23 protein-coding genes are annotated in these 24,204 nt (G+C 43.8%); 18 read left to right on the forward strand and 5 right to left on the reverse strand.

Going from position 1 to position 24,204, the window contains the following annotated elements; genetic code table 11:
* The first annotated feature begins 19 nt into the window (after positions 1-19).
* From feoB to B5E64_RS01810, 4 genes are all read left to right on the forward strand, one after another.
* On the forward strand, positions 20-2,206 hold the full coding sequence (gene feoB / locus B5E64_RS01795) for a ferrous iron transport protein B (RefSeq protein ID WP_087166803.1): 2,187 nt from the start codon (positions 20-22) through the stop codon (positions 2,204-2,206).
* Between the two features lie 127 nt (positions 2,207-2,333).
* Positions 2,334-2,510, forward strand: coding sequence for a FeoB-associated Cys-rich membrane protein (locus B5E64_RS01800; RefSeq protein ID WP_087166804.1), 177 nt, complete (start codon positions 2,334-2,336; stop codon positions 2,508-2,510).
* A gap of 260 nt (positions 2,511-2,770) precedes the next feature.
* Positions 2,771-3,133 carry a heavy-metal-associated domain-containing protein gene (locus B5E64_RS01805; RefSeq protein WP_087166805.1) on the forward strand — a complete coding sequence of 121 codons (363 nt, stop codon included), beginning with the start codon at positions 2,771-2,773 and terminating at the stop codon, positions 3,131-3,133.
* Between the two features lie 234 nt (positions 3,134-3,367).
* The gene (locus tag B5E64_RS01810) at positions 3,368-4,570 is read left to right on the forward strand and encodes a class I SAM-dependent rRNA methyltransferase (protein ID WP_087166806.1); all 1,203 of its coding nucleotides are present in this window, start codon (positions 3,368-3,370) and stop codon (positions 4,568-4,570) included.
* 288 nt (positions 4,571-4,858) lie between these two features.
* Here B5E64_RS01810 and B5E64_RS01815 read toward each other — a convergent pair whose 3' ends face one another.
* A complete protein-coding gene (locus B5E64_RS01815; protein WP_076780376.1) occupies positions 4,859-5,077 on the reverse strand; it encodes a helix-turn-helix transcriptional regulator in 219 nt (72 codons plus the stop codon).
* An 80-nt stretch (positions 5,078-5,157) separates the two neighbouring features.
* On the opposite strand from B5E64_RS01815, the gene B5E64_RS01820 reads away from it, so the two are divergent.
* From B5E64_RS01820 to B5E64_RS01870, 11 genes are all read left to right on the forward strand, one after another.
* Positions 5,158-5,406, forward strand: a complete 249-nt coding sequence (locus B5E64_RS01820; protein WP_087166807.1) for a hypothetical protein — start codon at positions 5,158-5,160, stop codon at positions 5,404-5,406.
* Between the two features lie 750 nt (positions 5,407-6,156).
* Positions 6,157-9,312 carry a hypothetical protein gene (locus B5E64_RS01825; RefSeq protein ID WP_087166808.1) on the forward strand — a complete coding sequence of 1,052 codons (3,156 nt, stop codon included), beginning with the start codon at positions 6,157-6,159 and terminating at the stop codon, positions 9,310-9,312.
* A gap of 163 nt (positions 9,313-9,475) precedes the next feature.
* On the forward strand, positions 9,476-10,456 hold the full coding sequence (locus B5E64_RS01830; protein WP_162610114.1) for a nuclease-related domain-containing protein: 981 nt from the start codon (positions 9,476-9,478) through the stop codon (positions 10,454-10,456).
* 176 nt (positions 10,457-10,632) lie between these two features.
* Positions 10,633-10,848 carry a hypothetical protein gene (locus tag B5E64_RS01835; protein ID WP_087166810.1) on the forward strand — a complete coding sequence of 72 codons (216 nt, stop codon included), beginning with the start codon at positions 10,633-10,635 and terminating at the stop codon, positions 10,846-10,848.
* 14 nt (positions 10,849-10,862) lie between these two features.
* Positions 10,863-11,060, forward strand: a complete 198-nt coding sequence (locus B5E64_RS01840) for a hypothetical protein (RefSeq protein WP_087166811.1) — start codon at positions 10,863-10,865, stop codon at positions 11,058-11,060.
* Between the two features lie 4 nt (positions 11,061-11,064).
* Positions 11,065-11,283 (forward strand): HNH endonuclease, encoded by a 219-nt coding sequence (locus tag B5E64_RS01845; protein ID WP_087166812.1) that lies wholly within the window; start codon positions 11,065-11,067, stop codon positions 11,281-11,283.
* 598 nt (positions 11,284-11,881) lie between these two features.
* Positions 11,882-12,514, forward strand: coding sequence for a CHC2 zinc finger domain-containing protein (locus B5E64_RS01850; RefSeq protein WP_087166931.1), 633 nt, complete (start codon positions 11,882-11,884; stop codon positions 12,512-12,514).
* Positions 12,441-13,808: a phage/plasmid primase, P4 family gene (locus B5E64_RS01855; RefSeq protein ID WP_087166813.1), complete on the forward strand. Its 1,368-nt coding sequence runs from the start codon at positions 12,441-12,443 to the stop codon at positions 13,806-13,808. The genes B5E64_RS01850 and B5E64_RS01855 overlap by 74 nt, the downstream gene beginning before the upstream one ends.
* Positions 13,809-14,048: 240 nt before the next feature.
* Positions 14,049-14,249 (forward strand): helix-turn-helix domain-containing protein, encoded by a 201-nt coding sequence (locus B5E64_RS01860; RefSeq protein ID WP_140398806.1) that lies wholly within the window; start codon positions 14,049-14,051, stop codon positions 14,247-14,249.
* A 91-nt stretch (positions 14,250-14,340) separates the two neighbouring features.
* Positions 14,341-15,483 (forward strand): site-specific integrase, encoded by a 1,143-nt coding sequence (locus tag B5E64_RS01865; protein ID WP_087166933.1) that lies wholly within the window; start codon positions 14,341-14,343, stop codon positions 15,481-15,483.
* A gap of 121 nt (positions 15,484-15,604) precedes the next feature.
* On the forward strand, positions 15,605-16,477 hold the full coding sequence (locus B5E64_RS01870; RefSeq protein ID WP_087166814.1) for an aldose 1-epimerase family protein: 873 nt from the start codon (positions 15,605-15,607) through the stop codon (positions 16,475-16,477).
* Between the two features lie 167 nt (positions 16,478-16,644).
* On the opposite strand, the gene B5E64_RS01875 is transcribed toward B5E64_RS01870, so the two are convergent.
* Genes B5E64_RS01875 through B5E64_RS01890 form a run of 4 tightly spaced genes read right to left on the reverse strand, consistent with a single transcriptional unit; the run spans position 16,645 to position 19,672 of the window.
* Positions 16,645-17,193, reverse strand: a complete 549-nt coding sequence (locus tag B5E64_RS01875; RefSeq protein ID WP_087166815.1) for a DUF308 domain-containing protein — start codon at positions 17,191-17,193, stop codon at positions 16,645-16,647.
* Complete coding sequence (locus B5E64_RS01880) at positions 17,194-18,138, reverse strand: radical SAM protein (RefSeq protein WP_242960056.1); 945 nt, start codon at positions 18,136-18,138, stop codon at positions 17,194-17,196.
* Between the two features lie 48 nt (positions 18,139-18,186).
* Positions 18,187-18,957 (reverse strand): HAD family hydrolase, encoded by a 771-nt coding sequence (locus B5E64_RS01885; RefSeq protein ID WP_087166816.1) that lies wholly within the window; start codon positions 18,955-18,957, stop codon positions 18,187-18,189.
* A gap of 13 nt (positions 18,958-18,970) precedes the next feature.
* On the reverse strand, positions 18,971-19,672 hold the full coding sequence (locus tag B5E64_RS01890) for a helix-turn-helix transcriptional regulator (protein WP_087166817.1): 702 nt from the start codon (positions 19,670-19,672) through the stop codon (positions 18,971-18,973).
* 209 nt (positions 19,673-19,881) lie between these two features.
* On the opposite strand from B5E64_RS01890, the gene pepT reads away from it, so the two are divergent.
* From pepT to pepV, 3 genes are read left to right on the forward strand one after another with little or no spacing between them, the layout of a single operon-like run.
* Positions 19,882-21,102 carry a peptidase T gene (pepT, locus tag B5E64_RS01895; RefSeq protein WP_087166818.1) on the forward strand — a complete coding sequence of 407 codons (1,221 nt, stop codon included), beginning with the start codon at positions 19,882-19,884 and terminating at the stop codon, positions 21,100-21,102.
* A 13-nt stretch (positions 21,103-21,115) separates the two neighbouring features.
* Positions 21,116-22,621 (forward strand): YfcC family protein, encoded by a 1,506-nt coding sequence (locus B5E64_RS01900; RefSeq protein ID WP_087166819.1) that lies wholly within the window; start codon positions 21,116-21,118, stop codon positions 22,619-22,621.
* 57 nt (positions 22,622-22,678) lie between these two features.
* The gene (pepV, locus tag B5E64_RS01905; RefSeq protein ID WP_087166820.1) at positions 22,679-24,055 is read left to right on the forward strand and encodes a dipeptidase PepV; all 1,377 of its coding nucleotides are present in this window, start codon (positions 22,679-22,681) and stop codon (positions 24,053-24,055) included.
* The last annotated feature ends 149 nt before the right edge of the window (positions 24,056-24,204 follow it).

Consider the following 24,204-nt stretch of genomic DNA (forward strand, 5'->3'; position numbering starts at 1 on the left):
ACTTGAGGAGGTAGGATTTATGGCAGTAAAAATTGCGCTCGCCGGAAACCCGAACTGTGGTAAGACGACGATGTTCAATGCCTTGACGGGAGCGAATCAATACGTTGGGAACTGGCCTGGCGTTACCGTTGAGAAAAAAGAAGGAAAGGTGAAGAGCAGAAAAGGGAAGGAGGAAGTGATCGTAACAGACCTTCCTGGAATCTATTCTCTTTCACCATATACACTGGAGGAAGTTGTCAGCCGTGATTATCTTTTGAATGAAGATCCGGATGTCATTATTGATCTGGTAGACGCGACAAACATTGAGAGAAACCTGTATCTGACAACACAGCTCATCGAGACAGGAATTCCGGTTGTAATCGCGTTAAACATGAGCGATCTTCTGGCAAAGAACAATATTAAAATCGACGTAAAAAGACTGAGCATGCTGATTGGCTGCCCGATTATTGAAACATCCGCCTTAAAAGGCACAGGATTGAATGAAGTGATTGACGAAGCCGTGAAAGTTGCGAAAAAGTCCGAACACAAGCTTCCGGGAGAAATCTTTGAAGAAGATATTGAAAAAGCGGTTTCTGACGTGCAGGGAATGCTGCCGGATTCTATCAGTGAAAACAAGAAAAGATGGTATGCGGTGAAACTTCTGGAGCGCGACAGCAAAGTCAAAGAAAACAAGAAGTTTCCACATGCAGTATTAAATCAGGCAGAGACAGAGGCAAAAGAACTGGAAAAAGTACACGATGATGATATGGAAAGTATCATTACCGATGGACGCTATAATTACATACAGAAGCTTGTAGCATCTACTGTGAAAAAGGCAAAAGGACAGCTTACTGTCTCTGACAAGATCGACCGGATTGTGACAAACCGTATTCTCGGTATTCCGATTTTCCTTATAGTTATGGCGGTTGTGTACTACATTTCCGTTACGACAATCGGTACGATTGTAACAGACTGGACGAATGACGTTTTTGTAGTGGCAATTCAGGATGCGGTTTCATCCGGGCTTGGCGCGATCGGCGCAGGAGATCTTGTGACAGGGCTTGTTGTAGACGGCATTATCGGCGGTGTCGGCGCGGTACTCGGATTTGTACCGCAGATGGCAATTCTCTTCCTGTTCCTGTCTCTCCTTGAGGACTGCGGATACATGGTTCGTATCGCATTCGTTATGGACCGTATTTTCCGTCACTTCGGACTTTCAGGAAAGAGCTTTATTCCGCTTCTGATCTCTTCGGGATGCGGTATCCCGGGAATCATGGCCTCCAAGACTATCGAGCAGGATAATGACAGACGACTTACTATTATGACAGCAACCTTCATCCCATGCGGAGCAAAACTTCCGGTTATTGCCCTTATGGGAGGCGTTATGGCAAGCTATGCGACAGGAAGCTATGTGGCAGGCGGATTTGTTGCTCCACTGATGTACTTCATCGGAATTCTGGCGGTACTTGTATCCGCAATCATTTTAAAGAAGACAAAACCGTTTTCCGGAAAGCCGGCTCCGTTCGTAATGGAGCTTCCACAGTACCACATTCCGTCTGCAAAGACAGTACTGATGCATGTATGGGAAAGACTGAAAGGCTTCATTATTAAAGCCGGAACGATTCTCTTCCTCGCATGTGTAGTGATGTGGTTCCTCGGAGGATTCGGATTTGCAGACGGAGGATTCGGAATGGTAGAGGACAGCAACAACAGTCTCCTTGCGGCAATCGGCGGCGTGATCGCTCCGCTTTTTGCACCACTCGGCTTTGGGGAATGGCAGCCGGTGGCAGCATCCCTGTCCGGATTCACAGCAAAAGAAGCGATCGTATCCACGATGGGTGTTCTTGCGAACGTAGCAGGGGATACCGAAGATGCAGTTAACGTTGCACAGGGCGTGGCAGCATGGTTCCCGACAACCATCGCGGCATTCTCTTTCCTGCTGTTCAACCTGCTTGACTCTCCGTGCCTTGCAGCGATTGCCACAATGGCGCAGCAGATGCAGTCCAGAAAATGGTTCTGGTTTGCAATCGCATTCCAGAATATATTCGCATACCTTGTATGCTTAAGCGTATACCAGATCGGAAGCTTTGTAATGGGTGGAGCATTCGGAATCGGAACAGCAGCCGGATTTATCGTAGCAATCATTTTCCTGGTTTTACTGTTCAGACCGGATCCGTACAAAAACCAGAAAGTCTATACCAAAACTTCTGTTCAGGCAGCAAGATAAGAGGTATAATAAAGAAAGCTGGCTATGATTTACCATGGCCGGCTTTCATGAACATTTCAAGAAATTATTATTAAACAATTCAGAAAGAACATACAAACACATATGAATAGAAGGAGGGAACAAAACCATGATAGCAGGTATTGCCGATATCATTATCCTTGCACTGGTACTTGGATATTGCGGATATATTATTTACAGAAAACATCAGGATAAAAAGAGCGGGAAAGGAGGCTGCGCAGGATGCAGCGGCTGCTCCGGTTCCTGCGCGGGCTGCAGCGCTTCCCTCTATCAGAAAAAGAAATAAACAGCCGAATGAAAACAGCCCGATTGTTCAGGAAAGAAGGTAGAAAAATGGGCGATACAAACTCCATGCTCTATGCCATCGGCGCATTCATTCTCATCTATCTCATTGCGATGGGAATTTACCAGCTGGTTCTCTGGATCAGAAAAAAACGGAAAAACCGATAGAACAGACAGCAGATTACAGATATTCAGTACGGATATTTAAAGTTATTACGGAGATTTTTTCCCAAAATGTAAAAGAAGAAATAAAGGAGTAAAAATATGGTAGACATCATTATCTTACTCATCGTATTAGTTATCATCATTTTCGCAGTCAAAGGAACCATTAAACACTTCAAAGGCGAAGGAGCCTGCTGCGGAGGAGGAAGCAAAGGACTGATCAAAACCGAAGAAAAGAAACTGCAGCATCCAAAAATCGGAGAAAAAACAGTAAAAATCTCCGGCATGCACTGCGAACACTGCGCAGAAAACGTGACCAGATCCATCAACAGAATCGACGGCGCAGCCGCCAAAGTAAGCTTCAAAAAATCACAGGCCATCGTATCCTACGACCGTCAGATCTCAGACGACGACATCCGGAACGCCGTCAAAAAAGCAGGCTACGAAGTAGTAGAAATTATATAATTTTTCATTAACGGGGACGTGTTCCGATGCATCGGAACACGTCCCCGTTGGCGAAATTGTAGAATGTTTTTGAAAGTGTTGTGTTTTCTGGGATTGGGGTGGTTTTTAATGGATTTTGACCTGTCCCCGATGGTGAATTTTCAGAAGATTCGGAATATATGGAAATGGGAGACGGGAGCAGGGGGATGTGATATGATAAGGGAGAATTGAAAGTGAAAGATGGGAGATTGAGATATGAGTTTTGCTGTTGTGACGTTGAAAAAAGGGGAGGGCCGGATGTTGAAGTCCGGTGGTGCCTGGATTTTTGATAATGAGATCGATAGTGTATTGGGTGAGTTTGATGATGGGGATATCGTGCTTGTCCATGATTTTGACGGGTATCCGATGGGCAGGGGATTTATTAACCGGCATTCAAAGATTCGTGTGCGGATGCTGACGAGGAATATTGATCAGGAGATTGATGAGGAGTTTTTCCGTATGCGCCTGAAAGATGCATGGGAGTATCGGAAGAAGACGGTGGATACATCGAGCTGCCGGATTGTGTTTGGCGAGGCGGATTTTCTTCCGGGCATGGTGATTGATAAGTTCTTGGATGTGCTGGTGTTTCAGGCGCTTGCTCTGGGAATTGACCGATATAAGGAACTGTTGATTGAGCTGCTCCGGGAGATTCTTTTGGAGGATGGTATCAGGATCCGCGGTGTGTATGAGCGCAGTGACGCGAAGGAGAGAGAGAAGGAAGGACTGAAAAAGGTGAAAGGATTCCTCGGAGAGGAATTTGATACGAATGTTGAGATCGTGGAGAATGGTGTCCGTTATATTGTGGATGTGAAGGATGGCCAGAAGACCGGATTTTTCCTGGATCAGAAGTATAATCGTCTGGCGATTCAGAAGCTCTGTAAGAATGCAAAGGTGCTGGATTGTTTTACACATACCGGATCGTTTGCACTGAATGCGGGAATTGCGGGTGCGGAGAGTGTGCTTGGTGTGGATGCGTCGGATCTGGCGGTAAATCAGGCCAGGGAGAATGCGGATCTGAACGGGCTTTCCGACCGGGTGAAATTTATCAGCCGGGACGTGTTTGAACTGCTTCCGGAGCTGGAGAAGCAGGGAGAAAAGTATGATGTTGTGATTCTGGATCCGCCGGCGTTTACGAAGTCCAGAAGTTCGATTAAAAATGCGGTGAAAGGCTACCGGGAAATCAACCTGCGTGGCATGAAGCTGGTAAAAGACGGTGGTTTTCTTGCAACCTGTTCCTGTTCTCATTTCATGGACTATGAGCTGTTTACGAAGACAATCGCTCAGGCTGCGAAAAATGTGCATGTAAGGCTCCGTCAGGTGGAATTCAGGACGCAGTCTCCGGATCATCCGATCCTGTGGGCGGCGGATGAATCGTATTATTTGAAGTTTTATATTTTTCAGGTGTGTGAGGAGAAATAGGGGACAGGAGTGCCCGGAAAGCCTTGATCTGCAAGGGATAGGAGCGACAGGGGATGATCGGGAAAGTATCATAACTTATCGCAAAATGGTGTAGTTTTTTAGAAAAATGGTGTAGTAAATGGTGTAGTGCCAGGATACAAAAATAAAAATGGTGTAGTACATGGACAGGAACCTGAAACCATATAATCGAATTACTGTTACAAAAGCATAAGTTAAATATTTTCAAAATAGAAAGCCCTGGCAGTTATCAGAAAAACTGTCAGGGCTTTTTCGCCGGTAAAATGAATTTTATAATGACTGGTCTGTATCACTTGGAATATATCTGCAAATCTCCTGAATATCACAATCCAGAATACGGCAGAGATCATTCAGCGTTGTAGTATTCAACGGTTTGTTCTTCCGCAGCTTATCAATCGTAGAACTGGAGATATGGTGCTTGTTGATCAATGTATATGTTGACTCGTTTGATTTCTTTAATGTTTCCCAGAAAGGACTGTAATCAATCATGGCATACCTCCTATGGTTAAAGGATAGTATGTGGTTGTTTTATTGACTATAGTCGCTAAAAAGACTACAATATTAGAGAAATGAAATGGACAAAAGAACAACAGGAAAGATTTGAAAAGTTCATACTGGGCGATGATATGGATTTCTACGAGGAGTACACAATCCATCTGACAGATGAGGAACAGGAAAAAATTTTTGCGGAGGATCCGGAGTTTATGTCAGAATACCCGATCAGCCGTGACATGATACATCTGTTAAGGGATCCGATGTACAGAGGTTTGATGAGAAAGATCAAGAAATATGAAACGGGTGGAAGAGAAAAATATTGATTGCAGCCTTCATTTTGTGTCATCGCGATGGGCTTTTTTGAAGTTCAAGTGAGACAAACGATAGAAATATTGTCTTGATGAATTCAGGGTCCAGTTGGATGATCTGATCAGCCGTTTGGATCATTGCGGGGATTTCAATCACAAGCCGGATATATGCAGGTATGGGAAGGCAGAGTTCCCAGCAAGAGTACTGCCACGTGAAATGCAAATAACAGATTTTCTGTTTTGGTATTACCGGGGTGGATCTTGCTCTGCTGAAAATTTAACCTGATATGAAATGCAAATGCCTTTTAAAATAATCCATAATTGCAAGAAGGGAACAATGCGGAACTGGTTGTACATTGAGTCGGGATAAGCTTTCTGTCTGAATGTATCTGATGCGAACGACTGCTGTCGGGAGCCAAAATGTTTTCCGTGTTTGAATGATCGCGTAATCTGAAAACATAAAGAAAACACCGAGGGTATGGGAAGCGGAATTCCCATCAAGAGCAAGACCACGAAAAATGCAAAAGACAGAAATTCTGCTTTTGTATTACGGGGTGGATCTTGCTCTGATTACTCTGAATTTTTAGTATCACATCATGTTGAAAATACAACGTGAAATAAAAAGATGATTGGTAGACGTTTTGGGTTGATAGACGTATAATTAATTCATAGGTATACTTAATAGTATGATGCCATGGGATCTTAATAAGGTTTGATTAATGACGCATTGTATGGTAGTGCTAGAATGAACTGAGGATATGATTTATGAAATATTATTTTACAGATAATTGTTATTGGGATAGTGAATTAAAGGAAGTTATTCGCAATGAAATTGCTGTGCATTTACCAAGTTCACATAAAAAATTACTTGAGTGTCTCTTGAACAGTAATAGGCATTTTGTTTCCCATGAGACCTTATATTTTGTTATGACCGGTGATGGAAATCCATACGGAGACTGGAAAGCTTCATTAAGCAATAAATTCACAAGAAATAAAGCGTCCGAAAAGGGCCTCTTGGTACGAGTGCCTGAAATAGCGCCCCTTTTTGAAAAGTCCAAAAGTCAAATTGGTGGTGGATACAAAATTTCTGTTCCTGATGAAAATATCGTCGATATAATTGTTGACCATGCAAGTTTATGGGATGAATATCGAGATATTTGGCATTCCAAGAAGTATTGGAAAAGTCAGCAAAAGAAAGCTCGTGCTTTTGATCAAGATTGGCTTTCTAAAAAGACAAAACTGTATTTACAGGGGGAGCAATGCAGTTGGCCACTGGTGTTTGCATCTTCTCAATATGCTCCAGTAAAAAGAGATGTTCTTGAGGAACTGATAAGCGCTATTGAAAATGAAATCGGTGCTATTGTTTTAACTGGAGCAGGAGGCGAAGGAAAGACTACCATTTTAATGCAATTATGTGCAAAACTGTATAGTGCAGACAAGAATGTACTTTATCATGCGCCTACATATAAATACGATGTCCCCGACAATGTGATCGATGGTATTTTTATTGTGGACAATCCCGCCAACACACCAGAGTTCAAAAGTTTCTTAACAAAGGCAACAAAGGAAGGGCTTACTGTTGTAATTGCTTCAAGAAGCAATGAATGGGCAACATTAAAAGAAACGCTTTTCGATGATACGCAGAGAAGCATTAGAGAGATTGAAGTTCCCCAAATTTCAGCATCCGAATCCAAAGCGTTTGCACAGTATCTCAAGACACATATCCACTGGATAAAACGAAGTGCTGTTGAACTTGAGCAACTTTTCTTTAAGGATTCATATGGCTTTCTGTATGCTTCGATGCTCATGGCAATATACAATACCGATTCTTTAGAGAAAATTGCAGGGCAAATTATTGCAAGAATCTCCGAATTCGAAAACGGTGCGACAACCTTAAGGATTTTGGCTGCCATTGTTTTTGCAGAGCAAGCAGGAACCGCCATCGGGACACGTGCATATAGAACTTTGTGTAAACACTTTTCTGTCGATGACAGGAATATAAAATACTACTTGCGAAAAGAAGTTGTGTTGAACGGAACCGTGTATCAAACAAGACACGAATCTATTTCTCGGTTGTTCTATAAATATCTGTTCAAAGATGGCGATTGGAGGAGCTACTTAAATGAAGAAGAACGAGAAGATGTAATTATTGCCATTCTTGATGTTTATTTAGGTGAAGTAGAGAAAGCTACAAAAGATTATAGACCCACAAATCCAAAAGCTATAGAAATATCAGGGCTTTTTGTGCAGGCTCTCAAAGTAGTTGATAATGAAGAAACACAGGATTTTATAATTCAGCGGCTTACGGAGTCTTGTCAACAACACGGACACACAATCATAGACCGCTTCTATCATCATTTGGATAATGATGTTGTCAAAGACGCTCTGGCAATGAGGTGCTTTGAACGAAAACTTCCTGTATGGGAAATTTACAATCATTGGATAAGATACCTTCTTAATACATCAGAGCATAATATTTCGCCCTTTGAGCTTCTTAGAACACTGTGCGTCGAGATGAGTGCACCGGTTAACTTATGGATAACATGGGTGAATGCTAAAAAGAATTCCGCAACCCCTGACGAAGTTGGCACCGTACGAGATATTTATCTTTTAGGTACTGAATATTTGCCAGATAATTCGAGTTGGTGGGGACATTGGGCATCTTTTGAAGCACAAAATGGAAATATCGGCGATGTTGGTGACGTGTATACCGCCAGATGGATATTTGACCAAGGGTGTGAACAAAAGGGGTGTGATTCCCATCTGTGGCTTAAATGGGCTCGATTCGAACGCAATCTCGGTAATTACGGCGATATTGAAAAGAAATATACTGCAAGGTGGATTTTCAAGGAAGGCTGTAGCCGTGATGCTCACAATCCTCATCTATGGCTGGAGTGGATTGACTTAGAGTGCCAAACCGGAAACTACGGAGATATTAGCTTGCCTTATACTGCACGATGGATTGCAAAGGAAGGATGTGAACAAACTTCCAGTACTCATATCTGGATAAAGCGAGCAGAACTTGAAATAATGTCAGACAATATAGGGGATATTTCTTCAGAAGGCTCTGCTCGTTGGATCTTATACACTGGAGTTAGCAAATATCCTAAAGCTTCTCATATTTGGATTAAATGGGCGGAATTAGAGGAAAGCGTAGGTAATACCGGAGATTATGAAACAGCACGCAGCGCAGCCTGGATTTACCGAACTGCTTGTATACAAAATGGAATCGTAACCGATGCGGCAATATGGTTAAAGTGGACGAATTTTGCAACGAAAAATAATATGACTATGAGTTGTCCTATTGTTGATGAATTCACTCCATCCAAAATTCTGAAGTGTGCTTGCATAGAACACAATATACCAAATTCTCAAGTATGGATGAAATGGGCAGCTACAGAAGAAAACATTGGTAATGTTGGTAGCTATAATATTCCGTATAGCTCTGCTTGGATATACAAGGAAGCATGTATGCGGAATATCGATGAAGATGAACAAGTTTGGGTGGCATGGGCGCACTTTATAGATCGTAACAAAGAAGATGCGGAATTGTTGTCGGATTATTCTCCTGAATCGGTTCTGAGAAACAAATGCTGTTCTGGAACAAAAGAAGTATCGCCTTGGATTGCATGGGCAGTTGTTGAAGAAGCAAAAGGGAATATTGGTGATTATTCTACAGCATATTCAGCCGCATGGCTTTATCAAGAAAGCTGTGTAAATCAGAACCCAACAGGAAATTCTACCTGTTGGCTTAAGTGGGCAAGATTTGCATACAAGCACCCTTTATGCAATGAACATGGAGTGCTGATTACCGCTGAATATGTGCTTGAAAATGCTCAAAGAACATGTGATGCTTTCAGTAACCAACTATGGATTGATTTAGCTAATTTTAAAGAAGAAATAGGATATCAAAAATCGTAACTCGGATCATAGCCTCAGCAACAAAACAGTTGCTGGGGCTATGATTTTTTGATTTCCCATGTTTCTTCTAAAATCCCCAAGTTTCTTATATTGTTGTCCCCAAGATAGATTCTTACAATATAAACAGTCAAAGGGTACAACAAAATTTAAGGAGGAATTAAGAATGAATACAAACAGAGTAACTGAAATCGCAACCAGCTTTAAATCTTTTACCAAGGAGGCTTATCATAAGACAGAGGTTCTTCCGGAACTCTTTGAACTTCAAGCCGAACTTGTGGAGAAAACATTCACTGAAAGCTCAAACACGGCAGAACTCAAAATTTGGGATGTCGAGAGACGCTTGGATGAAATGAATTCCGAATGCGGTGGTATTGTAACCGAACAGCTTGAGGCTTTCAAAAAGGATTGCAAATATATTTGCAATCTAATCAAAGCTGAAATTTCCGGCAATCGTGGAGAGATAAAGGCATTTGACAGCCTTTCCCGTATTCACGGCGAACATATCATCTTGAAGAATATCGAGCTTTCTAACAATGAGATGCGTAGTGAACTTGATGCTGTAGTCATTACTCGAAACGGTGCCTTTATTGTAGAGGTAAAGAACACAAGCCGAAATATCTTTATTGATGAAGACGGAAATTACTACAGAACCGGTGAATTTCTTAGATGGGACTCTCACATTGGAGAGAAAATGCAGGTCAAAGAAAGCCTTCTTCGTGAGGTGCTTAATGCGAAGGGGCTGGCAGATATTCCGATTTATGAAATCGTTGTTTTTACCAATAACAGAATCGAGGTGCAGAATAAGTGCAGACCTTTGAAGACTTGTTTCCTCAGTCAACTGCCTTATATCATTGATAAATGCCGTGACACCGTTATCTCTTTCACGGAGATGAATTTGGTTGCACAAGCAGTGTCTGAAGCTGATATCGAGAAATCTTATCCATTTGAGTTCGATGTAGACGTATTTAAAATGAATTTTGCTAATATTCTTGTTTCTCTGGAAGAAGCAAAGGAAGCTAAGCAAAGCAACTGGTTCAAGACCGTCATTGCTTTCTTCAATCAGAAGACAGTAAAGTATGCACATACGGCTGCGGCACTTGCAGTTGCAATTATTACGGCTTTTGGTTCAGTCAACGGTCACTAAATTCGGAGGGTTGAGATGAGTGGAGTTCTCAAAGGAATGTTGGTGATATTGCTTATCATTTACATAGTCTCACCGCTGGATTTCTGCCCCGGACCGGTTGACGACATTATCCTGTTATTATGCGCCATAGGTGGAGGCGCGTTAAGTTCCACCTACGATGATTAAGGAGGTCAAATATGAGAATCAAAATTTTACAAGACGGCGACAAAGTAATCGGCGTAACAAGTGACTTTATAGTCGTGGAGAGAATCAGCGGTGAGGTGGATATCATTCCTCTCGGCAAAGATGAATCGGGCATTTGGGTTGATACAGAACATATCACTACTATTGGTTATGGCGACAATGTTGTAGAAGTCGAAACTGAAAACGGTGTAAAAATCACAAATTTTTAAGGAGGATAAAATATATGGCTGGTAAGAAAGATAGAGCCGTTGTAGCGGTTATTTCAGAATTGACACAAAATCAGGCAGCACAAATTTCAAAAGATATTATGAAGGCAAAAGCAAAATATGCTCCTCTTGGCAGAGGTACTATAGCTTCTGGCCAAAAGAGCAATGTCGGTTCGCTTATTCAAGGCGGTATTAGAAAAATGATTGGAGGTTAATATTATGGCGAAACGTTCATCAGTACACATTAAGGCACAAAGAGCAGGCCGAGCAAGAGATTATGAAACCTGTCAAGCTTGTGGCTCAAAACAGAAAGTCCAAGGACATCACATATTTGACCATCAGTTTTCAGGAGCAGCAACAGCAGAAAATATCGTATCGCTCTGTCACGACTGTCATAAGAAGGTTCATAGCGGTAAATTGGATATCTGTAAATTTTAACAAGAACAGAGTTAGAAAAATGTCAAGAGTTAAGGTGTTATTTGATGGCGAGTACGAGGATGAAGTTTTTGATACGGAAGAAGATGCAGAAGAATATGCTTTGTACTTATGCTTGCGCACCGTGAAGGTGTGGAAATTCTACATATAGTAAACACCATTAACCAGTATTTTGGCGAAGTATTTGCTTTGCCTAGCTATTTTATTAATACATTTCAGTGTCATTAATGGTGCATATGTCCATGAGTTTATTAAATAACACGATAAAATGATTCAATACAAGGGAATTAGACGACAAATAAATTATATTTTGGTGATATCACATATACCGTCATCAGTCATACCAACCTGATGGCGGTATTTTTTTGCCCTAAATTTTCAACGCACATTGTATAACCATCCATTTTCTGTGTGAGAGATGAAGGAGAAAATATTCAGATGTCAGCTGTAGGAATATTTTTGTAAGAAGTCCAGTGAACTTTTCATAAAAATAAACTTTTTGTAATTCCACGCTGTAAAATCGTCCGTTTTCCTTTCTATAGGTGAAGGGGCAATTATTTCCCTTCAAAGACTGTTGCAGAGCGAAAGGCAGGGATAGGAAATGAATGTGTATGAAGCAGTCAAAAGCACAGTGACCACCAGGCAGGCGGCGGAATATTACGGGATCAAAGTGACAGGCAGGGGCATGGCACGCTGTCCGTTCCATCATGACCGGCATCCCAGCATGAAGCTGGATCGAAGATTTCATTGTTTCGGGTGTCAGGCAGACGGGGATGTGATTGATTTCGTGGCGGGATATTTTAGCCTGTCCGTTCGCGAAGCGGCCCTGAAACTGGCAGATGATTTCGGGATTCGGTATGAGAAACAGCGGCCGCCGGATCGGGGGAAACGAAAAAAGAAGATGAAAGCAGCGTCATTGGAACAAAACTATAAAAAACTGGAAAGACAGTGCTTTTCCATACTTGGGCAGTATCGGGATCAACTTTTGTTTTGGAAAAAACAGTATGCACCAGGAAAACCGGATGCAGACTGGGATCCCAGGTTTTGTGAAGCGCTGGATCGGATCTCCAGAGTGGAGTATCTGATGGATATTCTGTTGTGCGCTCCTCTGGAAGAACGGGTGGAACTTCTGCTGTCCGCCGGAAAGGAGATCCTCGGGTATGCAGGAAGACTTCAAGAGCCTGAAACCGGAACAACTGGAAGCCCTGAAGCAGTTGCTGGGCGAAGCAGATAATGCACAGCCTCCTGATGTTTCGGACTGGTTTGACGGGAAGCGGATCGATGAGATTGACTTCTGTGAGTATCTGCTCCAGAAGAAAGAACGGAAATGCATCCACGGCAAACTTTATGATCTGGACGGAGAAATCAGTGATGAGGTGATCCGCAAAGAGATCCTGGATGAGATCCGGCCCTATCAGAAAACCAATGTGGCAAAGATGGTGGATCGGATCCTGGGGACATTGAAGCTGATGTGCCAGTGTGAAATGCCTCCGTTAAAAGAAGACCGGATTCATTTTTCCAATGGAACGTATTATCTGGACGGAACTTTTACAGAAGAAAAAGAATGGACGATGAACCGCCTCCCGATTCGATATGATCCGGACGCACCAAAACCGGAGAAATGGCTGGCATTTCTGAATGATCTGCTGGAGAAAGAGGATATCCCGGTTCTGCAGGAATTTATGGGGTATACGATGATCCCCAGCAACCGGGCTCAGAAAATGCTCCTGCTCATCGGAAAAGGCGGCGAGGGGAAAAGCCGGATCGGACGGGTGCTGCGTGCGATCCTGGGCGATAACATGAACACCGGAAGTATCCAGAAGCTGGAGAATGACCGGTTCAACCGCGCCGATCAGGAAGGGAAACTTCTGTTCATGGACGATGATATGCGGATGGAAGCATTGCCATCCACCAACAATATCAAGAGCATTGTCACGATGGAAGATAAGATCGATCTGGAACGGAAGGGAAAACAAAGTGTGCAGGGCTATCTGTTCTCTCGAATCATCGGTTTTGGCAACGGATCATTGAAATCTCTTCACGATCAATCCTATGGGTTCTATCGCAGACAGATCCTTCTGACGACAAAAGACCGGCCTGCCGATCGGAAGGATGACCGGTATCTGGGGGATAAGCTGATCCGGGAGACAGAAGGGATCGTCTTGTGGTGTCTGGAAGGACTGCACAGACTGGTCCGGAACGGATTTGAATTCAGCATCAGCGACCGGGCAAGGAAGAACCTGGAAGATCTGATGGAAAATGAGAACAATATCATTTCATTCCTGAATTCTGCCGGATACGTGAGAAGGGAAGAAGGAACCTATGCCAGCTCCAGACGGCTTTACGCTGCCTACCGGAAATGGTGTGAGGACAATCTGGAAAGACCCAGGGCAGAAAATACCTTCAAGAAGTATCTGAATGAGAATGCAGAAACACTGGGGCTGACCTATGATAAGAATCTTCCCGGCAGAAATGGGAAGACCGTGCGTGGCTTCCGCGGGATCCATGTGGAAGTCCGTACAGAGTAACAGAAATGATCCAGGCGTTTCAGGCGGCTCAGGCGGGTAAAAATGACTTCTTTTTTTATTTTATAATTTATTTCTATTTAAGAAGTGAAATAAACTGCCTAAACTGCCTAAGTCCTGAAAAATAAAACAAAAATAATGTTTATAGACTGCCTGAGGGATGCCTGGAAAGTGCCTGAAAATATATGGATTAAAACAACCTCTTCCTGTCAGGCAGCTCTCAGACGGAAAGGAGTTTTGTTTATGAGTAACGTCCCTGTTAGGGAAAGAAAAATAGAAAAACAATTGCTGAATATTAAAGAACTCTGTCTTTATCTTGGAGTCGGGCAGACGAAAGCCAGAGAACTAATAAGAGGAAATAATGGTTTTGGCGTCCAGATTGGAAACAGGTGGTATGCCAATAAAAAAGAGCTGGATAGATGGCTTGAAAAAAATACTGCGTAAATATTGCCAATTCAGACAAATAAACGGGAACCTGTGGTATAGTAAAGTATGGTAAACAGGTTCCTGTTCAATGTATGGAAGGGAGATATTTGTGGGAAAATCATTGAACGGGAAAGAACTTGGAAAAGGAATCACACAAAGAAAAGATGGGATATATCAGGCCCGATTTACAAACCGATTTGGAAAACGTCAGACATTGTATGCTTCTACAGTGACGGAAATTACAAAGAAGCTGCGGGAAGAACAGTTCAGGGATGATAAACAGCTCAATGTAATTTCAACGGGTATGACTTTGGATGAATGGTATGAAAAGTGGATCACTACCTGTAAGAAACACTGTAGAGATACAACAAAAAGAACCTATGCGATCCAGTACAATCGTCTTCGGGAGACTCTGGGATGGAGAAAGCTGACTCGATTAAATCTGATTATCCTTCAAGATGCATTTAATCAGCTGGCTACAGATGCTATGCGGTGCGATTGTAAAGCACTTCTCGTAGATATGCTAAACAGGGCTGTAGAAGCAGATTTACTAAACAAGAATATTGCAGTTGGCATCAACCCGATTATAGAAAATGAGTTGAAAGAAGAAAAGCGGATTCTCAGCGAAGAAGAAATACATATGATTCTTGGAGAGTCCAAAGGCGGACAGTTGTATCCGTTTTTCGTGGTTGCCCTGAACACTGGAATGCGCATGGGAGAAATCCTGGGATTGACATGGGATTGTGTCGATATGGAAGGAGGTACGATACTGGTGGATAAAACACTGTGTTATCTGCCGGAAGGGGGAAGGGCCCTTTATGAATTCCATCAGCCAAAAACAAAGGCCGGGAAGCGAAGAATTCCGATGACAGTAGAAGTGCGGAACGTATTTATGGAAATGCAAATACGCAAAGATCGCATTGCAACCCGCCATAATCCGAGACCTGGAATGGAAGATCTTGTGTTTTGCAGCAAGACTAACAATCCTGTGAATGAAGCTAATATCAGAAGTGCGATTCGATACCTGGTTAGAAAAATAAACAGGAAATATCCGGGACTGGATTTTGAGCCGTTTACTCCACATGGACTTCGGCACACCTTTGCCACAAAAGCGATTGAAAAAGGAATGCGCCCCAAAACATTACAGAAAATTCTGGGACATAATTCTCTCCAGATGACGATGGATCTTTATTGTCATGTGGAAGAACATACCTTAAAAGAAGAGATGGCGTTGATCGGAAAAGTGGTGTAGTAGTGGTGTAGTAAAGGATGACCGTATCCGGGAAAGCCTTGATATATGTGGGGTCCAGGGCTTCAGCCTGAAGTTTTATATTTTTCAGGTCTGTCGTGACCGGTAAAAGGAGGAACAGTCTATGTTTTGTTTGAAAAATGAAGAACTGACACTGGAAATCGCTTCTCATGGAGCGGAGATGAGGTCTTTAAAGGACAATCAGACTGGACAGGAGTATCTGTGGGATGCGGATCCGGCTTTCTGGAAACGGACGTCCCCGGTGCTTTTCCCTTTGGTTGGAAACTACCGGGATAAGGAGAGTATCTATGAGGGAAAGACGTATTCGATGTCGCAGCATGGCTTTGCCAGGGATATGGATTTTACTGTGACGGAAGAAGCAGAGAATGAAATCTGGTTTGAGCTGCATGAAACACCGGAAACAAAGGAAAAGTATCCGTTTGATTTCTGCCTGTCCATTGGCTACAGACTGGAAGGCAGAAGCGTGAAAGTGATGTGGAAAGTGGAAAATACAAATGAGAAGACAATGTATTTTTCCATCGGCGGCCATCCGGCGTTTGTCTGTCCGATTTCCGGGAAGGGAAAACAGACAGATTACCGGTTACGTTTTGACGCGGAAGGTCCGGTGGTCTCCAGCCTCATCGGAGAGGGCGGCCTTCTGACAGAGGAAAAGGCCGAATATCAGCTGGAAAATGGAGAAATGCAGATCGCAGAAGACCTGTTTTCAAGAGACGCGCTGGTTATTGAAAACGACCAGGCACACAACGTAGCTCTTGTAGATCCGGAAGGAAATGCCTATGTGACAGTTGAGTTTGACGCACCGCTCTTTGGAATCTGGGCCCCGAAAGGCGGCAAGGCTCCGTTTGTCTGCATAGAACCGTGGTACGGAAGATGCGACCGGGCGGACTTCAGTAAGAAGCTGGAAGAAAGAGAATGGGGAAATATGCTGGAACCGGGCAGAATCTTTGAGAAATCCTACACGATCACAGTAGGATAAACCGCAAAATAGAACAATAAACTCAGCAAATCAAAAATAGAAAACAGAGGTGCCGGAGCTTTTCTGTACGTAATACCCGTACGAAGAAGTCCGCACCTCTGTTTTTCTATTGTGATGAGAAACTATCCCGAATTTCAAATCGTTCTAAATTTTCAGAATATTTCAAATTAGAGATATTTTCGATACAGATAAATTCCCCACAGATCGAAGCATCCGTCTGCCAGCAGTGTAAATCCGAGAAAACGGACAAAGAGAATCGTCGTCTCAAACGGATTGGCAATCAGAATAAGTCCGAAAAGTGCCAGCACAAGTGCCAGAATCAGGGAAATCCACCATCCGTCATAGTCAAGTCTCCGCAGTCGAAGTGACCGCTGAAGGATTCCGATGGCATCCAGCAGAATAATGATCCCAAGGACAAATGGCAGAATGGAAAGAATAATCCGCGGCTGTACCAGGCAGACGACTCCGACGACAATCAGAATCACGCCAAGAATCAGATCCATCTGAAAGGCGGATTCATATTCTTTTCTGCGCAGATAGGAGAACAGTCTGATTCCGCCGTAAAGCAGAGCTGCAATGCCGAGAAAGATGCAGAACAGACGGGTCAGTTCGGTTGGCTTGATCAAAAGTACAATTCCAAGTACAACATAGAGAAACGCCAGTATGTTGTGGCTGAAATGGAGCGTATACTCGTCTCCGGAATGTTTATATTTCATTTAAATTCTCCTTTCTATTCCTTCCAGATCAAAAGCGGGGGTGTACTCCTCCTTTGCGCTGGACTTTTCCTGCATATATCCATCAGTCATTCCGAGGCGGACGGCCTCGTCCAGAACCTTTTCGTATTCGTATGTTGTGATCCGCCGGTTGATTTCCGGATAATCGGATGCGTGGTAAAAAGGTGTATACTGGCTCATCAGGCTTAAAAGGAAGCTGCCCTTTTCCAGATGGTCCGCCATCCAGTGCAGAAGACGGATCGAATCAGCTTTTTGTCCCGGAAGAACCATATGCCGCACAATGACGCCTTTCTCCAGAACTCCCTGCTGGTTAAACCGGGGAATGCCGGTCTGGCGGATCATTTCCGGAATGGCCCTGGATGCATAGAAAAAATAATCTCCTGCACGGGAATATTTCTGCGCAATGCCTGTATCATAGTATTTCAGATCCGGAAGAAAAATATCAATATAACCGGAGAGAAGCTGAAGGCTTTCCAACCGTTCATAGCCGCTGCAGTTATAGACAACAGGAACCCGGATCCGGTCTTTGACCAGGTCTAATGCAGAAACGACAGAAGGCAGGTACTGGTCTGCAGTGACCAGACTGATATTTTCAGCCCCCTGTTCCTGAAGATCCAGAAAAATCCGGGCAAGTTCTTCCGTGGAAACCTTTTTCCCAAATCCCTCCTGACTGATCTGATAATTCTGGCAAAAGCAGCATTTTAATGTACAGCCGCTGAAAAATACAGTTCCGCTTCCTCCGGATCCGCTGATACATGGCTCTTCCCAGAAATGAAGGGCGGCTCTGGCTGCCGTGATTTCATCGGTACATCTGCAGAAACCGGTCTTGCTGGTCCGGTCGGCATGGCACATTCGGGGACAGAGCGTGCAGTCCTGATACATGAGCTTCAAATCCATCCCGGAGGATGGATGCGGTACAGTCGTCATAATATATTCCTCTCTTTTTTGCAAATTCCGGTAACTGTGCAGACAGGTTTATAAAAGGGTTCGGATGACCTCTTCTACCGAAGAAGTCTGATGTGCGGCGTAGCGCTCCACCCCTTTTGCACAGGTATCCATCGCATAGCTGTTTGGAGTGAATGCAAGCATCTCAATATCATTATACTGATCGCCGAACGTCATACATTCCTCCGGACGAATTTCAAGAGCAGAGGCGATAGCCGCAAGTCCGGTTCCCTTATCTGCATTCGGTGCAATAAAATCAAACCAGATATTTCCGGAGGTGACAATTTTAATACGATCCTGATACTTTTCGCGGAAATATCCGAACGAACGGTCTGCACCGTCAAAGTTACAGATTGCAACTTTCAGGCACAGAGCATCCAGCTGTGTCAGATCATCTGCAAGCTCCACATCATAGTGGACATGATTTTTAATATGGTCGTAAAGACGGTCATTTCCTTTTTCAACGTAGCACTTTTCCGGGCTGGAATAAAGAAGCGAGCAGTCCGGCTGACGGCGTGCTTCCAGAATAATTTCGTTGGCAAGATCCCGGTCAATCTGGCCGGAAGCAACCATTTTTCCCTCATGCATACAAAGAGAACCGTTTTCCGCAACATAGGAAATTTCATCCTGAAGCGGCGCAAAGAGACGGCGGATATTGGCGTACTGGCGGCCGCTTGCAGCGACAAAATGAATGCCTTTTTTCCTGAGGGCAGGAAGCAGTTCAAAAACTTCCGGAGATAGAGCCTGCGCTCCGTTTTTCAAAAGCGTACCGTCAAGGTCGCTGGCGATTAATCGTATCATGACAAATTCCTCCTTATCTGACATTACGGACCACAAGACAGTGTGACTGCTTCAGTTCCCGGAAATCTTCTCTGGAAAATGTTAAAAGGTCCATTAAATGTTTTCTGTCCGTAAGTTCGCTCCGGGACAGAACCGTTTTAAAAACAACAGGGAGCATAGTATAGTTTGAAAGCCCGGAGACAAGTCCAAGCTGCTGGTTCGAGTTGACCAGATTTTTTACGCAGGAAATCATAACATGTTCAGTAGAAGAAATCTGGTTGTGAAGGATATAGGTTCCGAGGAATCCGTTTTCAGAGTAGTCTCCGGTATAAAAGCCGCTGCAGCTTCCGGGATTTTTAAAATCGCGGACATCATTATAAAGATGAACGCGGTAAGGATCATCAGGAGAAACCGGAGGATACTGTTCAATAAGGCTGCGGACAATCTCCTTTTCAGAACCGCTGTATGTATACATATATATAACCTCGGCATTATGATCAGTCTCAGAATGCTCATTAGAAAGAACCGAGGTGCCGGAAAGAAGGGCAGACGGTGAAATACGGAGAATTTTTGCCGTTTCAAGAAACGTTGTCATATCCAGGGAAATCTCGCCTTTTTCATATTTGGAAATTGTTGAGATGCTTTTATGGAGTTTATCGGACATCTCTTTTAAAGTCATATTATAGGCGGTACGATATTTTTTTATATTTTGTCCGATGATTTTATTGACATCCATATCAAAAACCTTTCATAATAATCGATTATTTTATGAAAAATGCACAAAGAGCTTGGCGCCGAAAAAATTAAGCAGGAATCTTTGTGCTTTTTCGACTGAGCCTATAATATCACGAGAAAAATTTTCGTGTCAAGAAAACGAAGAAGATTTGCAGGAAATACGTTCAGCTTATAAAATAGTTCCAGATAAAAACGGAAGGAGAAAAAAAGATGCAGGTAGAAGAGAGGCTTATGAGGTACATTGCAGTCAAGACGCCGTGTGATGAAAATGCAGACTGTGTACCGACAACAACATGTCAGTTTGAACTTGCAAAGATTCTTGTTGAGGAACTGAAAGAGCTCGGAATCGAAGATGCAAAAGTGGATGACCACTGCTTTGTATATGGTACATTAAAGGCAACGAGCGGATATGAAAACAGGAAGAAAATCGGGTTTATCGCCCATATGGATACTGTATCCGAATTCTGTGAAGGAGAAATCACCCCGGTCCGTATCGAGAATTACGATGGGGAAGACGTAAAGCTGAAAGAATGCGGACGGGTAATCAGCACAGAGGATTTTCCTCACCTGAAAGAGTGGAAGGGAAGAACCCTGATTACTTCAGACGGACATACCATTCTTGGGGTGGATGACAAGGCCGGAATTGCTGAGATCATGGAGATGCTCCGAATCATCATTGAGGAGGAGATTCCGCACGGACAGATCAGTGTGGCCTTTACTCCGGATGAGGAGTGCGGAGCAGGGGCGGCATACTTTGATTTTGACGCCTTTGATGCCGAAGTGGCTTATACGCTGGACGGAGATGGAGAAGGAGAAATCCAGTATCAGAATTTCAATGCCTGTGAAGCAAGATTTTCAGTAGAGGGGAAAAGCGTCCATCCGGGATCAGCCAAGAACGTGATGATCAATGCGGTACTTCTGGCAGCAGAAATCAATCAGATGCTCCCGAAATATGAAACGCCGAGATATACAGAAGGATATGAAGGCTTTTATCATCTTCTGACCATTCACGGAGATGAAAGCCATGCGGTAATGGAGTATATTGTACGTGACCATGATGAGACAAGTTTCCGTGCAAGAAAGGAAACACTCCGGCATATTGAAAAATCCATGAATGAAATCTGGGGTGAAGGAACTGTTTCCCTTGAACTGAAAGATGAATATAAAAACATGGAATGTATTGTAAAAGATCATTTTTATCTGATCGAAAATGCAAAAAAAGCATGTGAGCTGGCAGGAGCCGTGCCTGTCATCTGCCCGATCAGGGGAGGTACGGATGGATGCAAGCTTTCTTTTAAAGGGCTTCCTTGTCCGAATCTTGGAACAGGAGGACATGGATATCATGGACCGCTGGAGCATGTATCGGTAGAAGGAATGGAAAAAGCGGTACAGATTATTGTAGAACTTGTAAAAATATTTGCAGAAAAGTAGAGGAAAACAGGATATGGAAAAGAAAAAGAAAAAGCTGTCGTTCCCGTCAGCATTGACCGTGTTGTTTATTGTGTTGATTTTTGCGGCGATCCTGACAGCGGTTGTGCCTGCGGGTCTGTATTCCAAGCTGGTTTATAACGCACAGACGGAAATGTTTGAAGTTACAAACCCGGAGGGCGAAATCACGGAAATGGATCCTACCCAGGAGACGCTGGATGAACTGGGAGTTACCGGAAATCTGGACAAATTTCTGGATGGAACCATCAGCAAACCGGTTGCGATTCCGGGAACTTATGAAACAGTAGAACAAAACCCGCAGGGAGTTTTTGAAATTCTTCTGGCACCAATCAGCGGGGTATATGATTCGATTGATATCATTCTTTTTATCTTTGTTCTTGGTGGATGTATCGGTGTCCTGAATTATATGGGAGCATTCAATTCGGCGATTGCGGTTCTGTCAAAGATTACAAAGGGAAAGGAATACATTCTGATTGTCCTGATTACGATTATTATTGCGGCAGGAGGAACAACGTTCGGACTTGCGGAGGAGACGATCGCTCTGTATCCGATTCTGGTTCCCGTCTTTTTGGCGGCGGGGTATGATGTCATCGTGTGTATCGCAGCGATCTATATGGGATCATCGATCGGAACCATGTTCCCGACGATTAATCCGTTTTCAGTAGGAAATGCATCCAATGCGGCGGGAATCAGCCTGGCGGACGGAATGGGATTCCGTTTCGCGGCATTGATCATCGGTGTGATTATTACACTGGTTTATATTCTGCGCTATGCGAAAAAGGTAAAAGCGGATCCGACAAAATCAATCTGCTATGATCAGTACGAATATCATATGAAAAAGTTCGGGCATCAGGGGGAGGTCCCGGAATTTACAGGACGCATGAAACTTTCTCTGGCCGTGTTTGGAATTACTTTTGGAGTGCTTGTATGGGGACTGGTTGCAAAGCAGTGGTGGTTTGACAGCATGACCGCACTCTTTCTGGCGTGCGCGATCATTCTTGCCTTCACCTCCGGAATCGGAGAAAAGAACTTCATGGATCAGTTCATCGGCGGAGCAGCCGACCTGATGAGCGTTGCACTCGTTGTCGGTGTTGCCCGCGGAATTAATATCATTCTGGAAAATGGGATGGTGTCGGATACAATTCTGGCATTCTTCTCCGGAGCAATCAGCGGAATGAATCCGGTTATCTTTATCATACTGATGATGCTTGTATTTATCGTACTTGGATTTTTCATTTCCTCTTCATCGGGACTGGCAGTACTTTCCGTGCCGATTATGGCACCGCTTGCGGACACGGTGGGTGTATCCAGAGCGGCAATTGTTTCTGCTTATGCATACGGGCTCGGACTGATTTCCTTTATCACGCCGGCCGGACTGATTCTGGCTTCTCTTGCCATGGTAGATGTAACATACGATAAATGGCTGAAATTTATTATGCCGCTGATGGGAATCATGGCAGGATTCAGTGCGGTAATGCTTGTAATTCAGCTGTTCCTGTAGCGGATGACCAAGTCAGGGGACAGCAAGAGTATCCCCTGATGGAATAGGGAGGACAAGATGGATTTTGAAAAAAAGATCAAAGATGACAGAGAAAGTCTGATCCGGGATATTATGAAGCTTGTTTCCATAGACAGTGTGGAAAGTAAACCGGCAGAGGGAATGCCGTTTGGAGAAGGTCCTGCAAAGGCACTTCAATGTTATCTCGACCTGGCGGAGGAAGCAGGTCTTCAGACAGAAAATTTTGATAATTATGCAGGACATGCGGACTATGGAAACGGGGAAGAAACAGTCGGAATTCTGGGACATGTGGATGTTGTCCCGTGCGGGGAAGGATGGATCTGTGATCCCTTCCGGCCTCGGATTATAGATGGAAAACTATATGGAAGAGGTGTGCTGGATAATAAAGGACCAATGGTGGTATGTCTCCATGCAGTAAAAATTCTAAAGGAAATGGGGATTCCTTTGAGCAAAAAGATCCGTCTGATTGTAGGAGCGAACGAAGAGACAGACTGGAAATGCATGGATTATTATTTTGGAGTAAAGAAAATGACTCCTCCGCAGATTTCATTCACGCCGGATGCGGAGTTCCCTTTGAATCATGCGGAAAAAGGGGTGTTCCAGTACCAGCTTGTGACAGACCTGAAGGAAAAGATCGAACTTTCCGGAGGCAATGCATACAACTCGGTAGCGGAATCAGCATCGGCTCTCCTTCCGGCAGGTTTGGAAGAAACGGTGCGGGAGCGGATGCCAAAGTGGGAAGAAGCAACCAGCTGTAAAATCAGCTGTGAGACAGAAAAGCAGGGTGTGAGGCTGTCTGTCCGGGGATTTGCGGCCCATGCGGCCAGCCCGGCTAAAGGGATCAATGCGGTCAGCGGGATGATGTACATGATTGCCGATCTGGGACTGGAAGGGGAACTTTCAGAGATTGCCCGGTGGTATATGAAAAATATTGGATTTGACCTTCAGGGAAAAAGTCTTGGAATCGATCTTTCAGACGAGATCTCAGGGGCTCTAAGCTTTAATGTGGGGAAAGTGGAAGTCATTGATGGAAAACTGATCCTGTCCATTGATAACCGGGTTCCGGTTACATACAAATGTAAAGAAGTGCAGGATCTGCTGGAAAAGAATCTGGAAGAAAGCCGGTTCCGGTTTGAAAATCCTCAGATTACAGAAGCAATCTATGTGCCAAAAGACAGCTTCCTTGTAACCACACTGATGGATGTTTACCGGGAGATAACACAGGATTATGATGCAGAACCACAGGTGGACGGAGCGTGCTCCTATGCGAGAGCACTGGAAAACTGTGTAGCGTTTGGGGCTATTCTTCCTGGACAGCCGGATCTGATGCATCAGAAAAATGAATATCTGGAACTGGACAAACTGGATCTGTGGATGAAAATCTATCTGGAGGCAATCTACAGACTGGCACAATAAAGCTTCATGAAGACAAGAGCTGCACGGAAAAGATACGTGCGGCTCTTGTCGGGTTTCGGGAGAGTTATGAAATTTCGAGTTTTAGGAAGAAAAGATAGGACGGTACAGTTGTCAAAAAAATACAAAACAAGTATAATAAAACCAGAGTG

Origin of the sequence: Drancourtella sp. An12 (genome assembly GCF_002160935.1) — a bacterium.
In the GTDB taxonomy this organism is placed as follows: domain Bacteria; phylum Bacillota; class Clostridia; order Lachnospirales; family Lachnospiraceae; genus Sellimonas; species Sellimonas catena.

What these genes read in the sequence shown, in the direction of transcription:
- B5E64_RS01835 (WP_087166810.1), top strand. Translation starts at nt 10,633, where the DNA reads ATGAGAATCAAAATTTTACAAGACGGCGACAAAGTAATCGGCGTAACA.
- B5E64_RS01805 (WP_087166805.1), top strand. Translation starts at nt 2,771, where the DNA reads ATGGTAGACATCATTATCTTACTCATCGTATTAGTTATCATCATTTTC.
- B5E64_RS01845 (WP_087166812.1), top strand. Translation starts at nt 11,065, where the DNA reads ATGGCGAAACGTTCATCAGTACACATTAAGGCACAAAGAGCAGGCCGA.
- B5E64_RS01820 (WP_087166807.1), top strand. Translation starts at nt 5,158, where the DNA reads ATGAAATGGACAAAAGAACAACAGGAAAGATTTGAAAAGTTCATACTG.
- B5E64_RS01860 (WP_140398806.1), top strand. Translation starts at nt 14,049, where the DNA reads ATGAGTAACGTCCCTGTTAGGGAAAGAAAAATAGAAAAACAATTGCTG.
- B5E64_RS01850 (WP_087166931.1), top strand. Translation starts at nt 11,882, where the DNA reads ATGAATGTGTATGAAGCAGTCAAAAGCACAGTGACCACCAGGCAGGCG.
- B5E64_RS01855 (WP_087166813.1), top strand. Translation starts at nt 12,441, where the DNA reads ATGCAGGAAGACTTCAAGAGCCTGAAACCGGAACAACTGGAAGCCCTG.
- B5E64_RS01890 (WP_087166817.1), bottom strand. Translation starts at nt 19,672, where the DNA reads ATGGATGTCAATAAAATCATCGGACAAAATATAAAAAAATATCGTACC.
- B5E64_RS01840 (WP_087166811.1), top strand. Translation starts at nt 10,863, where the DNA reads ATGGCTGGTAAGAAAGATAGAGCCGTTGTAGCGGTTATTTCAGAATTG.
- B5E64_RS01825 (WP_087166808.1), top strand. Translation starts at nt 6,157, where the DNA reads ATGAAATATTATTTTACAGATAATTGTTATTGGGATAGTGAATTAAAG.
- B5E64_RS01880 (WP_242960056.1), bottom strand. Translation starts at nt 18,138, where the DNA reads ATGACGACTGTACCGCATCCATCCTCCGGGATGGATTTGAAGCTCATG.
- B5E64_RS01885 (WP_087166816.1), bottom strand. Translation starts at nt 18,957, where the DNA reads ATGATACGATTAATCGCCAGCGACCTTGACGGTACGCTTTTGAAAAAC.
- B5E64_RS01875 (WP_087166815.1), bottom strand. Translation starts at nt 17,193, where the DNA reads ATGAAATATAAACATTCCGGAGACGAGTATACGCTCCATTTCAGCCAC.
- B5E64_RS01810 (WP_087166806.1), top strand. Translation starts at nt 3,368, where the DNA reads ATGAGTTTTGCTGTTGTGACGTTGAAAAAAGGGGAGGGCCGGATGTTG.
- B5E64_RS01800 (WP_087166804.1), top strand. Translation starts at nt 2,334, where the DNA reads ATGATAGCAGGTATTGCCGATATCATTATCCTTGCACTGGTACTTGGA.
- B5E64_RS01870 (WP_087166814.1), top strand. Translation starts at nt 15,605, where the DNA reads ATGTTTTGTTTGAAAAATGAAGAACTGACACTGGAAATCGCTTCTCAT.
- pepT (WP_087166818.1), top strand. Translation starts at nt 19,882, where the DNA reads ATGCAGGTAGAAGAGAGGCTTATGAGGTACATTGCAGTCAAGACGCCG.
- pepV (WP_087166820.1), top strand. Translation starts at nt 22,679, where the DNA reads ATGGATTTTGAAAAAAAGATCAAAGATGACAGAGAAAGTCTGATCCGG.
- B5E64_RS01900 (WP_087166819.1), top strand. Translation starts at nt 21,116, where the DNA reads ATGGAAAAGAAAAAGAAAAAGCTGTCGTTCCCGTCAGCATTGACCGTG.
- feoB (WP_087166803.1), top strand. Translation starts at nt 20, where the DNA reads ATGGCAGTAAAAATTGCGCTCGCCGGAAACCCGAACTGTGGTAAGACG.
- B5E64_RS01815 (WP_076780376.1), bottom strand. Translation starts at nt 5,077, where the DNA reads ATGATTGATTACAGTCCTTTCTGGGAAACATTAAAGAAATCAAACGAG.
- B5E64_RS01830 (WP_162610114.1), top strand. Translation starts at nt 9,476, where the DNA reads ATGAATACAAACAGAGTAACTGAAATCGCAACCAGCTTTAAATCTTTT.